Below are 13817 nucleotides of genomic sequence, written 5' to 3'. Positions count from 1 at the left end.
TCATTGCGTCGAGGACGGCGTCGGATCGGTGAGCTGCACCGTCCAGTTCTTGGCGTCGCGCCCTGTGTCTATCTCGAAGAATCCCGTGCGGTCGAAGCCGCGCGCGAAACAATCGTCCCGCCCATCGATGCGAAACTCGTGATCGCGCGTGCACATGAACGCCTTGCCCTTCCACTCTCCGCCGCGCTCGTCCATCGCATATACGTAGTAGTACTGCGCCGCGAGTGGTCCGCGCAACAAAGTCTCGCAGGCGGAGGCGTGCAAATTCCACCACCCTTCCGACAGCCAATTGCGTCCATCCGTATAGGCCAAGGCCACGCTCACCCTGCTGGTCGTGTTGTTGCACAGGCGAAAATCCGCCCTCGCCGCGGATATAGCGCAAAGACAACACGAAATGATCACAAGGCGAGTCGTGCGGCCGGACATAGGAAAAGACAGTCGCGAGAGAGATCGAAGAGCGGCGACGCGGGCCGGCGGCCCGGCGCTCACACAGCCAAACCACGGGACGGCCGCTTTGTCTACCCCGACCTAGCCGCCCGACCGAACCGCCCGACGAACCGCCCGAGCCGAGCCGAACCGGCGGACCGAGCCCCGCCGCGCCGCGCGCCGCGGGCGTGACCGTCTTGTCACCGTCGCGGCCTAGCGTAAACTTCGAGACAGGATTTCCTGCGGAACCGTCGTGGTTCCGACAAGATTTTTTCGATGGAGCGCATCATGTCGCAATTGCTCGAGACGAAAACAGAGCTTCACCAGGAGGTCGCGCCGCCGGCCCCGCAATGGAAGACGGACTTCTACTGGATAATGCGCATTCTCTGGGCCTGCCGGGTGAGCGTCGCCAGCGCGCTGGCCGGCCTGCTGCTCTTCGGCCTCGTCGATCAGGCGCAAAATCTCTTCGCCGACCGCTCCTTCGACGCCTTGTTCTACGGCGCGCATTATTGGCTCTCGGTCTTCGCCGCGATATTCCTGGTCTGGGCTTTTCCGGTCCATTACGGCGCGCGCCGCGTGCTCGACGACGCCGATTCGGCATGGATGATCCCCTATCTGCTGCGCGTCGAGATGCGCGACAACGACATTCGTTCGGTGCGCGACCATGTTCATCGACGCTTCGGCCGCGTCATTTCCTGGACGCCGCGACTTCTCGGGCTCATACCGTTCATCGCCGTGGCGCTCGGCCTCATGGGCGCGCAGGCCTCGATCGAGAACGCCGCCATTCTGCAAGAGGCGACGGCGACGCGCGATCAGATCAATGCGCTGCTGGCGCTCGACGCGGCTGCCGCCGCCGCTTTCGTCCTTTTTGTCGTCAAACGCCGGCATATCGCCAAATTCATCGGCGCCAACATGGATTTGCGCCTGCTGACCTCCGTCTCTCTGCACGCCACCATGGCGGTTTTCGTCTCGGCGCTGATCTGGCCGTTCTTCTTGTCCGATCATGCGCCGCGCGCGCTGCTGGTTCCCTTTCTGCTCGGCAGCCTGGTGCTGGGCGCGAGCTGGCTGGTGCGCAAGGGCTATGAGACAGGCCGCCCACTGCTGCTGATCGCGGTCCTGTTCGCCGCCGCGATCACGGCCGCGAACACACGTCTCGACGATGTGCGCACCCTGCCCGAGCCCCTGCCCGTGACAGCCGGCGCGCCGGCCAAGGAGGAGCGGCAGATCGACATCGCCGCGGCGGTGAAAAATTGGAAAGCCGCCAATGGCTGCACCGAGACGGAATGTCCGCCGGCGCTCATCGTCGCGGCGGAAGGCGGCGCGAGCCGCGCCGCCTATATGGCGGCGACAGTCATCGGCCATTTGATCGATCGCGACGGCGATCTCCACGACGCGCCGACGCTGAACTCGCCCGGACGTCGAGTCTTCGCTTTCTCCGGCGTCTCCGGCGGCGCCTTCGGCTCGGCGATTTTCCGCGCCGCTCTCGCCGACGTCGCGGAAAAAGGCGTGGCGACGCCGCCCTGCGTCAATACGGCGCGCGTCTGGGTCGGCGCCCATGAGGGCCGCGATCCGACGGGGAGCTGGCGCAATTGTCTGCAATTGCTGGTCGCCGGCGATTATCTCTCGCCGGCTTTCGTCGGCCTCGGCTTTCGCGACAATTTCTCGCCGCGCAAATTTTTCGTGGGCGAGGAGAGCTGGATGGAGGATCGCGCCGCTCTGCTCGAGAAATCCTGGGAGCGTCACTATGATTTCGTGACCAACCCCGCCTATAAAAACGACTATTGGACCAGCGAGCTGATCCAGACCGGCGAGCCCTGCGCCAATGGCGCTGCGACCGGCATGTGCCGCAAATTGGGCTATGCGCGTGCGACGCCGCCCGGCAAATGGGCGCCGCTGCTGCTGCTCAACGGCACGTCGGTGGACAGCGGAGCGCGCATCATCGGAACCGATCTCGTTTCGACGCGCCCCGCCCCGGCGACCAATTCGCGCGCGCCGCTCTATCCCGCGGCCTATGATTTCTTCGAGATGATCTCGACGCCCTGCAAATCGCCGCGGGGCGATATGTGCCCCGCGGCCGCGCAGGGCGACAAGGACGTCGCGGCGCTGCGCGACGGCCCCGACATTCTTCTCTCCACCGCGGCGCTGCTCAGCGCGCGCTTCCCGGTCATCTCGCCGGCTGGAACGCTGCGCGCCAAGAATGACGCGACGCATGGCGACCGCATCGTCGACGGCGGCTATTTCGACAACGCCGGCCTCGCCTCTGCGCTCGATGTGGCGCGCGCGCTCAAGAATGAGGGGATCACACCGCTGATCCTCTGGGTGCAGAACGATCCTGTGGGCGCGCTGACCGACAACACGCTGCCGCCCCGCGCGGCGGGGACGCCGCGGCTCGGCGCGACGGGAGTCGGCTTCGTTTCGGATCTCTTCGGCCTCGTCGCCGCGCCGGTCGACGCTCTGCTGGCGACGCGCGCCGGCCATGCGGCGGAACAGGCTGCGCTGGCGCAGCGCAGCCTCGTCGAGATGAACGCCGACACCGACCGCTACGCCGGCGACATGACCGCGAGCTTCTTCCAGATCGGCGTACGCGTGCAGCCCGTGCTGGTCGCCGACGGCGGCGACGATCCGCTGCTCGACAAGACATGCGCGCGCTTCAAGGGCCAGACCTTGTCCATGTCCAAGGTCTCGATGAGCTGGTGGCTGTCGCAATCGGTGCAGGCCGATCTCGACGCGCAGCTCTGCGACAAGACCAATCGCCGGAGCCTGACCGACCTCATCACGCGGCTGAAGCAGAAGCTGCCGCTGGTGAAGGCCGAATGGTGAAGGCCGAGTGGTGACGGGCGGCCGCGGCGTCAGCCGCGGCGCAGCAGAGCGGCGGCGCGCGGCGCGTAATAAGTGAGAACGCCGGCCGCGCCCGCGCGCTTGAAGGCGGTGAGGCTCTCCATCATCGCGCGCTCGCCGTCGAGCCAGCCATTGGCGACGGCGGCCTCGATCATCGAATATTCGCCCGACACCTGATAGGCGAAGGTCGGCGCATGAAAGGCGTCGACGACACGGCGCACAATGTCGAGATAAGGCATTCCCGGCTTGACCATCACCATATCGGCGCCCTGCTCGAGATCGAGCGCCACTTCGCGCAGCGCCTCGTCGCTGTTGGCGGGGTCCATCTGATAGGTCCGCTTGTCGCCGCGCAGAGTCTTATTGGTGCCGATGGCGTCGCGGAACGGCCCATAGAAGGCGGAGGCGTATTTGGCGGCGTAGCTCATGATCTGGACGCTCTCGAAGCCTTCGGCGTCGAGAGCGGCGCGGATCGCGCCGATGCGGCCGTCCATCATGTCCGAGGGCGCGATGATATCGGCGCCGGCGCGCGCCTGATTGACCGCCTGCGCCGCCAGCACGGCGACGGTCTCGTCATTGACGATCTCATCGCCGACCAGCAGCCCGTCATGACCGTGGCTCGTATAGGGGTCGAGCGCGACATCGGTGATGACGCCTATGCCCGGAACCGCTCTTTTGATCGCGCAGCAGGCGAGGCAGACGAGATTTTCCGGATCGAGCGCGGCCGAGCCATGCGGATCGCGCAACGCCGGATCGGTGTTGGGAAAGAGCGCCACCGCCGGCACGCCGAGCGAGGCCGCCTCCTCGATCGCCTCCAGCGCCGTGTCGATCGAATAGCGATAGACGCCGGGCATGGATGCGATCGGCTCGCAGCGCCCTGCCCCATCGAGCAGAAACAGCGGCCAGATGAGATCGTCGGCGGAGAGTCGCGTCTCGCGCACGAGACGGCGCGCCCATTCGCTCTTGCGATTGCGGCGCGGGCGCGCGGTGAGCGCGAGCCGAGCGGAAGAGGCGGCGAGCTTGTTTTCAGGAGAATCCATATCGACCTCCAGCGCGGCCCGTGGGAGCCGAAACCGCGGCGAGAGCGCTCTGCACCGAACGGAAACGAGAGCGTTGTTCGATCCAATTGGATCGAACAACGCTGTAACACGCCGCTCGCAACAATGGGAAGACCGCGAAACAAGCCGCGAAATCGCCCAACATTGACGCCCCGCAGCGTTCCGGTCTAGAGCGTTTCCAGCCGAAGTGGACACCGGTTCGGCGTTGGAAACGCGTCAAAACAAAAGGCCTAGAGTCTTTCCGCGTTTCAATGAAACACGGAGAGACTCCTAGAGCCGTCGTCACGCGCGACGCATCGATGGGAGCCGATGGCTGAACGAGTGATCGCAAGAGAGCCCGGCGCTTCCTCTCGGCGGCGGAGCGCCTATGCGGCGATCCTCGCCTCGCTATGCGCATTCGCGACCCTGGCCGCGGCCGCGCCTCTGCCCATGCCATCCGCCGATCGTCCGCAACAGGCGGCGCGCCGCGCGCCGCGCGCGCCCACGCCCCCGAAGCGTCCGCCCGAGCAGCGCGCGCCGCAGCCGCCGGCGATGGAGGCGCCGCCGGCCATGCCGCAGGAATTGCCGCCACTCGACACATCGACGCCGCCGCCATCGCTGCCGCGCGCCTCGCGCGAGCGTATGCGCCAATGCGCGACGCAATGGATGAAGATCAGGCAGGAAGGTCGAACGGCGGGAACGAGCTGGCGCGAATTCGCGACGCGTTGCCTGACCCGTTGACGGCCTGAAGCCGCATCTCCCGCCGAAACAGCGCGCCGGAAACAGTGGGCGCCGACTAGCAGAGCGCGCCGGAGAGAGATCGCGCGCCGAGGTGAGAGAAGCGCGGGCCGAGCCGGCCCGGGCGACAGAATGGCTGCGAAACGCGTTCACGATGCGAGAGTTCGACTGCGCATGGCGAACGCGTTTCGTCCGCGGGTCTTTCGTCAGACCGCTTCCGAGCTTTCCGGCGCCGGAGGAGTCTCCTTGGGCTTGCGCGGAGCGCGACGCTTGACGGGCGCCTTGCGCACAGCCTTCTTCGTCGCGGTCTTCTTCGTAGCGGTGCGCTTCTTCGTGGCGACGCGCTTCTTCGTCGCAACACGCTTCTTCGTCGCCGTCTTGCGCGTGGTCTTGCGAGCGACCTTCTTCGAAGCGGCCTTGCGCGCGACCTTCCGCGTGGCCTTCTTGGCGGCGGCCTTCTTGGTCGCGGCTTTCTTGGTCGCCGCTTTCTTGGTCGCAGTCTTACGAGCACCCTTCTTCGCGGCCGCCTTTTTCGCAGGCTTACGCTTCGTCGTTGGTTTCGCCATCTTCAGTCCCCTTGATCCATATCGTCGGAATGTCGCTATGACCGACAATAGGCGGCAATAGCGTAACGTGGTTAAATAGTCGTTCAAGTGGCGCTTTCACGAATTGCTCGCGAAAACGATGTCGCAAATCGCGAAACAAGCGCGAATGCGCCATGCGCGCGACGTCGAAGCGCGCATCGACGAAGCGCGCGACGCCGCGCATTCGCGGCGTGACGACAATGATCCCGGCCATATCCGAAAAGCGCGTCGCGCAATGGCGAAGCTGCATCTTCGTCGCCGCGACACGCCGCGCGCGGCCCATGAGGAAACCATTCAATCTATTGTTTTTCTTCAAAAACTAGGACGCGTGCGATCTCGATACCGACATGCGCGCGACAACGCCCGCGTGACCGAAGGAGATTTCGCGCATTCGTTTCATGCTGTCGCCGACGCTCTCTCGTCGATCCGATCGCAAGTCTCGACGCATGTGCGAGGACCTCGGCGCCGCGCTTCGCGCAGCCGTCGCGCACGCTCCGGCGGCGTCGCGGAACGCATGAAAAAAAAATTGTGCGCAGCGCGCGCGACGGCCTTCGCGAAAGCCTCGCTGCGGCCGTCGCGCGGAGTCGATTCGATCGAATCGACTCCGTCGTGATTCGAGTTTCGGCTATATCGGAAGCGTCTCAGACGCCGAGACGGCTCTTCAGCAGATCATTGACGGCTTGCGGATTGGCTTTGCCGCCAGTCGCTTTCATCACCTGGCCGACGAACCAGCCGAGCATGGTCGGCTTCGCCTTGGCTTGCGCGACCTTGTCCGGATTGGCGGCGATGATCTCGTCGATCGCCTTCTCGATCGCGCCGGTGTCCGTCACCTGCTTCAAGCCGCGCGTCTCGACGATCTCGCGCGGATCGCCGCCTTCCTGCCAGACGATCTCGAACAGATCCTTGCCGATCTTGCCCGAGATGACGCTGGTCGAGATGAGATCGACGATCGCGCCGATCGCCTGCGCGGACACGGGCGAACGCGTAATGTCGAGCCCCTCCTTGTTGAGGCGGCCGAACAGCTCGTTGATCACCCAATTGGCGACGAGCTTGGCGTCGCGGCCTTTCGCCGCCTCCTCGAAGAAGTCCGCGCTCGCGCGCTCGGCGACGAGCACGCCGGCGTCATAGGGCGGCAGGCCGTAATCGGCGACGAAGCGCGCGCGCTTCTCGTCCGGCAGCTCCGGCAGTTCGACCTTCAACGCGTCGACATAGGCCTGATCGAATTCCAGCGGCAGCAGATCGGGGTCCGGGAAATAGCGATAGTCGTGCGCCTCCTCCTTGGAGCGCATGGAGCGCGTCTCGCCCTTGCCGGGATCGAAGAGGCGCGTCTCCTGAGCGATGACGCCGCCATCCTCGAGAATGCCGATCTGGCGGCGCGCCTCCACCTCCACCGCCTGGCCGATGAAGCGGATGGAGTTGACGTTCTTGATCTCGCAGCGCGTGCCGAAGGGCGCGCCCGGCTTGCGCACGGAGACGTTCACGTCGGCGCGCAGCGAGCCCTGCTCCATATTGCCGTCGCAGGAGCCGATATAGCGCAGAATGGTGCGCAGCTTGGAGACATAGGCGCGCGCCTCCTCCGCCGAGCGAATGTCCGGCTTGGAGACGATCTCCATCAGCGCGACGCCGGAGCGGTTGAGGTCGACATGGCTCTCGGTGGCGGAAAGGTCGTGGATGGACTTGCCGGCGTCCTGCTCGAGATGCAGACGCTCTATGCCGACGGTGATGCGCTCGCTGGGCGTCACATCGACGATGACCTCGCCCTCGCCGACGATCGGATGCTTGTACTGGGAAATCTGATAGCCCTGCGGCAAGTCGGGATAGAAATAATTTTTCCGATCGAACACGGAACGCAGATTGATCTGCGCCTGAAGGCCGAGGCCGGTGCGAATGGCCTGTTTGACGCATTCCTCATTGATGACCGGCAGCATTCCCGGCATGGCGGCGTCGACGAGCGAGACATGGTCGTTGGGCTCGCCGCCATATTCCGCGGAAGCGCCGGAGAAGAGCTTGGCCTTGCTCGTCACCTGGGCGTGAATCTCCATGCCGACGACGACTTCCCAGTCGCCGGTCGCGCCTTTGATGAGTTTGGACGGAGTGGCGTTTGTAGTCGTCATCCTACTTCCTCGAAATCGAACTGCGCTGGCCTGCGCCAGCTCCCCGGCTCCTGCGTGTTATATAAGCAAAAGCCGTGCGCCGCGATAAGGCGTCTCGACAGATGCGTCGGCCGAGACACGGTTAAGCATAGGCTACCGGGCCGCCATGCTCGTTCAACCTGGAAGCGGTAGAGACGAGATTCGCGCGATCCCTTCTACCAGAGCTCGAAAGCTGGGGGACCGATTGCTCCCATAGGAAAGCCGCTCCGCCATCCTGCGCGCTCCGTCAGTCTTCTGGAAAGCGGGATAGAGCCGGATGAGTTCTTTCGACGGTTTCGCAATCGCGTCTGGATCACGGTAGCCTACTCGCGCCGCCTGCCGACGCAGAGCCGGCGCGCTGAAGACATCCGCGAAGGCTTCCAGATCGCCGAAATACCAAGCTTCCAACTCCTGGCACACGATACGAACCAAGGTGTCTTCGCGTCCAGCCTCCGCGCACATCTTCGAGAGCGACGCCTTCAAGGCTTTGCAGTCCTTGCCATCGCCGTCGCGGAGGACGACGAAATGGTCGTCTGGACGGTTCCATGCTCGCAGCTTTCTCGGCAGGCTTTTTTCCAGATCGCTCTTTCCTTCATGCTTGATACAGAGAATGTCGAGCGTGGGAAACAGTCTCGGGAGAAGACCTTCGAGCAGAACTTTGATCGAAGGCTCCTCCAAAAGGAAAACAAGTCGGCTCATCGAGGGTGAGCCCCCTCGAAAAGCCCTTGCTTCCACAGCGCTCCCGGCAGATCCCCCTCCTCGACGAGCCTGACGAGCTGCGGGTCGTCGGACGCCCTCCGGACGTTCGTGAAGCCATCGTTCTTCACGAGCCAAAATATCTCCTCGAGACGAGCGCCGTTCAGGAAGTCCGGCGAGTGCGTGGAGACGAAAACCTGTCCGCCTCGTTCGGCATAGACCCTGAATTCCTCGATCAACTCGATCATCAGCTCCGGGTAGAGCTGGTTCTCCGGCTCCTCGACCGCGAGCAGCGGAAATGGCTTCGGGTCGTAGAGCAGCACCAGATAGGCGAACATTTTGATCGTGCCGTCCGACACATATCTGGCGATGAAAGGGTCCTTGAAGCTGCCGTCCTTGAAACGCAGGACGAGACGCCCGTCCTCGGTCGGACGCGCCTCGACGCCGGCGACGCCCGGCACGCGCCGCTTCATTGCGTCGAGCACCTTGTCGAAACGGTCACGATGATGCTCGTAGAGATATTGGGCCACCTGAGCGACATTCTCGCCGCGCGTGGACAAATGCTCCGCCTCGCCGGCCTCCATGCTCGGTCGCGCGTCCGCGATGTGGAAGTCGGAAACATACCAGCTCTCGATGTGGCTGCGGAGTTCTGAGACGAGCCGAAACTCGCGGAATTGCCCGAGCCCTTTGATTGCGAGCACGCTCGGATCATCCAGCTCATAATATTTGAGGACCTCAATCGCTCCGCCGTCTCCGTACGCAGGCTCTTTAGTTATCGCCTTTCCACGTCCTCGCGTGAAGTCTACGAAGCGCAACGGCTTTCCGTTTTGGCCGCGTCGAATTTTCAAAACTTCGCGTTCGACCACAACTCGACCGCCGTCTACTCCTATATGCAAATCATAGGTGGCGAGCCGTCCACCGCTTTCCCGAAACTTCACGGTAATCGCGATAGGACCCTTCTCTCCTCTGCTCACCAACTCGTTGAAGCCGCCTCGTCGCGTGACGGCGGTCGCGACGTTCTGAGTGAGCGCCTCCTTCAAGAAGCTGAATACATCGAACAGGGTCGACTTGCCGGATCCGTTCGCGCCGACGACGACGGTCAAACGAGCAAGATCGGAGAACTTCACATCTTTGAAAAGACGATAGTTTTTTATCTCCAGCGACTCGATCTGCATCGGCTGCGACATTGCTTGATCCTCAGCGCCGGCCAACGGGACGAATAGCGCCGATAGTATCGAACTCCTACGCCGGCGCTACTCGGCATTCCGTCCGGTTGTTCCCTGCTCGCGATCGCCCATCAGCCGCTCTTCATAGCCGATCGACCATTCGATCAGCGCGCGCCAAAGCGCTTGCCCCAGTTCGACATCGAGCCCCTCGCGCTGCGACGCCGCGGCGACGCGCGCCAGCACTTCATCCACCCGCTCCGGCACGCGCGCGGGAATGCCGAGCGAGGGTTTCACCGCCGCGGCGCGCTCGATCTGGCGCTGGCGGCGCGCCAGTAGAGCGACGAGCTCGTCGTCGAGCGCGTCTATGGTGGCGCGCACGTCCGACATTTCGTCGCGCGGTTCGAGCTTTGCGGCCTCTGCTCTGCGCGTCATATCGCCTTCGTCCACCAGGGCTGCGGGAAATCGATCTTCGGCGCCGCGCTCTCCAGCGCCGCGGCGAGCGAGAACAAGGTCGCCTCGTCGAAGGGGCGGCCGATGAGCTGCAGGCCGAGCGGCAATCCGTCGGCGCCGAGACCGCCCGGCACCGCAATGCCCGGCAGGCCGGCCATGTTCACCGTCACGGTGAAAATGTCGTTCAAATACATTTCAACCGGATCGGCCGCGCCCTTCTCGCCTTGCGCGAAAGCGGTGGAAGGCGTCGCCGGCGTCAGCACGGCGTCGACGCCGGCCGCGAAAGCCTCGTCGAAATCGCGCTTGATGAGGCTGCGGATTTTTTGCGCGCGCACATAATAGGCGTCGTAATAGCCGTGCGAGAGCACATAGGCGCCGATCATCACGCGACGGCGCACCTCGGCCCCGAAGCCTTTGGCGCGCGTCTTCTCATACATGTCGGCGATGTCGCGGCCCTTCTCGCGCAGGCCATAGCGCACGCCGTCATAGCGCGCGAGATTGGAGGAGGCCTCCGCCGGCGCGATGATGTAATAGGCCGGCAGCGCGAAACGCGTATGCGGCAGGGAAATCTCGACGATCTCGGCACCCGCGTCGCGCAGCCAGGCGACGCCCTGGTCCCAGAGCGCATTGATCTCGGCGCCGCCGCCGATACGATATTCCTTGGGAATTCCGATGCGGCGGCCCTTCACCGAGGCGCCGATCGCCGCCTCATAATCGGGAACCGGCGCATCGACGCTGGTCGTGTCCTTGGGATCATGGCCCGCCATGGAGCGCAGCATGATCGCCGCGTCGCGCACAGTGCGCGTGATCGGCCCCGCCTGATCGAGCGAGGAGGCGAAAGCGACAATGCCCCAACGCGAGCAGCGGCCATAGGTCGGCTTTATGCCGACAGTGCCGGTGAAAGCCGCCGGCTGGCGAATAGAGCCGCCGGTGTCCGTCGCCGTGGCGCCGAGCGCCAGTCGCGCGGCGACCGCGGCGGAGGAGCCGCCCGAGGAGCCGCCGGGAACGATCTTGGCGTCGTCGAAGCCATCGCCCTTCTTGCGCCGCCAGGGCGAGACGACGGGGCCGAAGGCGCTGGTCTCATTGGAGGAGCCCATGGCGAATTCGTCGAGATTGAGCTTGCCCAGCATCAGCGCGCCGTCGCGCCACAGATTGGCGGAGACGGTCGATTCATAAGTGGGCGTGAAATCGTCGAGGATGCGGCTCGCCGCCGTGGTGCGCACGCCTTTGGTGCAATAGAGGTCCTTAATGCCGAGCGGCAGGCCCTCGAGCGGGCGCGCCTCGCCGCGCGCGATGCGCGCGTCGCTGTCGCGCGCGGCTTCGAGCGCGAGCTCTGGCGTCTCGGTGAGAAAAGCATTGAGCGCGCGCGCTTTCTCTATCGCCTCTATATGGGCCTTGGTCAGCTCCGTCGCCGACAGCTTCTTCGCAACGAGCGCGTCGCGCGCCTCGGCGAGGGACAAATGCGTAGGATCGGACATGAATGCGTTTCGCTCGTTCGTGTCTTATTCAAAGGCCCGCGTCTGGCGGGCGTCGCTCGTCTTTGCGGAAGGCGTTTATTCCACGACCTTGGGCACGACGAAATAATGGTCGTCCTTTTCCGGCGCATTGGCCAGAATGGCGTCGGCGAAGCCGCCGTCGGTGACGACGTCCTGCCGTTTCTTCATTTGCATGGGCAGAACGGAGGTCAAAGCCTCGACGCCCGCGACATCGACGCTCGACAGCTCGGCGACGAAATCCAATATGGCGTTGAGCTCCGCGCCGAGGCGCTCGACCTCTTGGTCCTCGACGGCGATGCGCGCGAGATGGGCGATGCGGCGGACAGTCGCCTGATCGACGGACATTTTATGGAGCTCCGTTCCGACTTCGTCCCGCGCGCTATACCACTCGCGGCTTCGAGGGCGCAATGCGCGCGTCCGCCCGTGATGCAACGAGCGCGCCGGATTTCCAGAAAGCCGCGCGACGTGCTAGGCGAATAGGCATGACCGCCGGACAAAAGACGCTCGAGGAGCTCGCCGCTCTGCTGCCACAAAAAAGCAGGCTGATCGGGCTCGATGTCGGCACGAAGACCGTAGGGCTCGCGCTGTCGGACGTCGAGCGCCGCCTCGCGACGCCGCTCGAGACGATCCGCCGCGTGAAATTCACCAAGGACGCCGAGCGGCTCGTGGCCTTGATCGCGCAGCACGAAATCGCCGCGCTGATCGTCGGCCTACCGCTCAACATGGACGGCTCTGAAGGCCCGCGCGCGCAAGCGACGCGGGCCTTCATGCGCAATTTCGACGCGATGCGCCGAACGCCCTACGCCTTCTGGGACGAACGGCTTTCCACCGCCGCCGTCACCAGAGAGCTGCTGGCGCAGGACGTGTCGCGCGCCAAAAGGGCCGAGGTCGTGGATCGCATGGCCGCGGCCTATATTCTGCAAGGCGCCCTAGACAGGCTGGGGCGCCTCGCTACGGGAGGCTAGAACGACTGGCTCACCACCAGCCGCGACGCCCCCAGCCACCCCAGCCGCCGCCCCAGCCGCCGCCCCAGCCGCCGCCGCCGAAGCCGATGTTCAGCGCGCCGCCGAGAAGACCGGCGCCGGCGCCGATGATGCCGGGTCCGGCGCCATAGCCATACCCATACCCATAGGACGGATACGCGTAGGTCGCCGCAACGACCGGCACGGCGACCGCAGTCGCCACCGGAGCCGCGACATAGGCCGTGCGGCGCTCATACAACGGATAGTAGGCGGTGCGGCGCTCGATGATGCGGCGCACATAGACCGTACGATGCTCGATGCGACGCGGTGGGCAGTAATGGGCGGAACGGCCCTCGCGATGACGACGGTAATGAACCTCGTCCGTCGACGCCGGAAGCGACACGGACGCGACATTCGCCATGCCGACCGGTCCGGCCACCGCCGCGCCGGGCGCGGCGAAGCCGATCACGGCGCCAGCAACGCCGAGCAGAGACAACTTCACAACCTTGCTCATGACCCAAGCCTCCTCGTGGCTCTCGCCCCCCTTTCCCGCCGCCCGAACCAGGCGGCCGGAACCTTTCGTCGCGGCGCGCGAGCGCCGGCGCAGACGTTTCATCATGTAACGGCGGTCACGATGGCGCGGACGACCGGATGCGCCGGGAGGAGCGCGGTCGGTGAAGACAAGCCAACGCACATATCAGTCCCCCAACGCATCGGTCGCTCAAGTCGCGCCTCGAGAAAAATTCCAATTACGCCGCCGTTCCGATGGAAGAACAGCGGTCCAGGTGAAGGGGAACTAAGGCGCGCTTACTTTCCGTCCAGACCGTCGAGCGTCAAAAAAAACGTCCCGTTAACGCTGCTGTCGCCTGAGCGCGCCCGAAATATGAAAACTTTGAGTTGTATCTCGCCGAATTTCTTCGACCGCCGCCACGGCGACGACCCTCCACGAAGGCTTGACAGCGAGCCCGGCGGCGCGACGAAACGCGGCTCGGGCCTCGTTGACAATGCATCGTCAGCGAGGCATTTTACGACTATAGGTTGAAAATTCGAATTGCCGGCGCGCGCCTCGCGCCGAGGCGAGGAAAATATGTCCGACAGTCGAGACGTCATCCCCACACAGTCGGAAGCGACGATCGCGTCTCTCGCCAATTACATTGCCGAAATGGCGGGCGAGCTGGCGACGATGGCGAATCGGTCCGAGCTGACGATGCTCGCCTATTTCCTCAATCTGGCGCGTGTCGAGGCGGAGACGAAATCGCGCGAGGCGGCCGCCGTCGGCGACGGACGCTGAGGCG

The 13817-nt window shown here is 64.5% G+C and carries 15 protein-coding genes; 4 read left to right on the top strand and 11 right to left on the bottom strand.

All coding sequences use genetic code 11. The features are described from left to right. The gene (locus KP010_RS00965) at positions 1 to 426 is read right to left on the bottom strand and encodes a DUF1036 domain-containing protein (RefSeq protein WP_108918503.1); all 426 of its coding nucleotides are present in this window, start codon (positions 424 to 426) and stop codon (positions 1 to 3) included. Positions 427 to 714: 288 nt separating this feature from the next. Between KP010_RS00965 and KP010_RS00960 the strand changes: the two genes are divergently transcribed. Then, positions 715 to 3246 (top strand): hypothetical protein, encoded by a 2532-nt coding sequence (locus KP010_RS00960; RefSeq protein ID WP_142864428.1) that lies wholly within the window; start codon positions 715 to 717, stop codon positions 3244 to 3246. A 29-nt stretch (positions 3247 to 3275) separates the two neighbouring features. Here KP010_RS00960 and hemB read toward each other — a convergent pair whose 3' ends face one another. Further along, positions 3276 to 4301, bottom strand: coding sequence for a porphobilinogen synthase (gene hemB / locus KP010_RS00955; protein WP_108918501.1), 1026 nt, complete (start codon positions 4299 to 4301; stop codon positions 3276 to 3278). 327 nt (positions 4302 to 4628) lie between these two features. Here hemB and KP010_RS00950 point away from each other — a divergent pair, with 327 nt between their 5' ends. Further along, the gene (locus KP010_RS00950; RefSeq protein ID WP_142864427.1) at positions 4629 to 5039 is read left to right on the top strand and encodes a hypothetical protein; all 411 of its coding nucleotides are present in this window, start codon (positions 4629 to 4631) and stop codon (positions 5037 to 5039) included. Positions 5040 to 5242: 203 nt separating this feature from the next. Here KP010_RS00950 and KP010_RS00945 read toward each other — a convergent pair whose 3' ends face one another. The 8 genes from KP010_RS00945 to gatC form a co-directional block, all read right to left on the bottom strand. Then, positions 5243 to 5602: a histone gene (locus KP010_RS00945; RefSeq protein ID WP_108918499.1), complete on the bottom strand. Its 360-nt coding sequence runs from the start codon at positions 5600 to 5602 to the stop codon at positions 5243 to 5245. Beyond that, complete coding sequence (locus tag KP010_RS00940) at positions 5577 to 5804, bottom strand: hypothetical protein (RefSeq protein ID WP_216280286.1); 228 nt, start codon at positions 5802 to 5804, stop codon at positions 5577 to 5579. The genes KP010_RS00945 and KP010_RS00940 overlap by 26 nt, the downstream gene beginning before the upstream one ends. A gap of 457 nt (positions 5805 to 6261) precedes the next feature. Continuing rightward, positions 6262 to 7734 (bottom strand): Asp-tRNA(Asn)/Glu-tRNA(Gln) amidotransferase subunit GatB, encoded by a 1473-nt coding sequence (gene gatB, locus KP010_RS00935; RefSeq protein ID WP_166143844.1) that lies wholly within the window; start codon positions 7732 to 7734, stop codon positions 6262 to 6264. A gap of 153 nt (positions 7735 to 7887) precedes the next feature. Further along, positions 7888 to 8451 (bottom strand): DUF4276 family protein, encoded by a 564-nt coding sequence (locus KP010_RS00930; RefSeq protein WP_166143846.1) that lies wholly within the window; start codon positions 8449 to 8451, stop codon positions 7888 to 7890. Then, entirely contained in the window at positions 8448 to 9635 is a 1188-nt protein-coding gene (locus tag KP010_RS00925; RefSeq protein WP_216280285.1) for an AAA family ATPase, read from the bottom strand. Before KP010_RS00925 ends, KP010_RS00930 begins: the two co-directional genes overlap by 4 nt. A 66-nt stretch (positions 9636 to 9701) precedes the next feature. Further along, positions 9702 to 10046, bottom strand: a complete 345-nt coding sequence (locus KP010_RS00920) for a chorismate mutase (RefSeq protein WP_216280284.1) — start codon at positions 10044 to 10046, stop codon at positions 9702 to 9704. Next, a complete protein-coding gene (gene gatA / locus KP010_RS00915) occupies positions 10043 to 11542 on the bottom strand; it encodes an Asp-tRNA(Asn)/Glu-tRNA(Gln) amidotransferase subunit GatA (RefSeq protein WP_166143851.1) in 1500 nt (499 codons plus the stop codon). The genes KP010_RS00920 and gatA overlap by 4 nt, the downstream gene beginning before the upstream one ends. A 75-nt stretch (positions 11543 to 11617) precedes the next feature. Beyond that, positions 11618 to 11905: an Asp-tRNA(Asn)/Glu-tRNA(Gln) amidotransferase subunit GatC gene (gene gatC, locus KP010_RS00910; protein WP_166143853.1), complete on the bottom strand. Its 288-nt coding sequence runs from the start codon at positions 11903 to 11905 to the stop codon at positions 11618 to 11620. 137 nt (positions 11906 to 12042) lie between these two features. Between gatC and ruvX the strand changes: the two genes are divergently transcribed. Then, complete coding sequence (ruvX, locus tag KP010_RS00905; RefSeq protein WP_024880149.1) at positions 12043 to 12525, top strand: Holliday junction resolvase RuvX; 483 nt, start codon at positions 12043 to 12045, stop codon at positions 12523 to 12525. Between the two features lie 10 nt (positions 12526 to 12535). On the opposite strand, the gene KP010_RS00900 is transcribed toward ruvX, so the two are convergent. Next, complete coding sequence (locus KP010_RS00900; RefSeq protein WP_142864423.1) at positions 12536 to 13036, bottom strand: hypothetical protein; 501 nt, start codon at positions 13034 to 13036, stop codon at positions 12536 to 12538. 573 nt (positions 13037 to 13609) lie between these two features. Between KP010_RS00900 and KP010_RS00895 the strand changes: the two genes are divergently transcribed. Beyond that, the gene (locus KP010_RS00895; protein ID WP_142864422.1) at positions 13610 to 13813 is read left to right on the top strand and encodes a hypothetical protein; all 204 of its coding nucleotides are present in this window, start codon (positions 13610 to 13612) and stop codon (positions 13811 to 13813) included. Positions 13814 to 13817 lie beyond the last annotated feature (4 nt).

The organism is Methylosinus sp. KRF6 (assembly GCF_018887255.1).
GTDB lineage: Bacteria > Pseudomonadota > Alphaproteobacteria > Rhizobiales > Beijerinckiaceae > Methylosinus > Methylosinus sporium.
The sequence above is the reverse complement of the archived record's forward strand: the minus strand, read 5'-3'. Positions and strand labels throughout refer to the sequence as shown.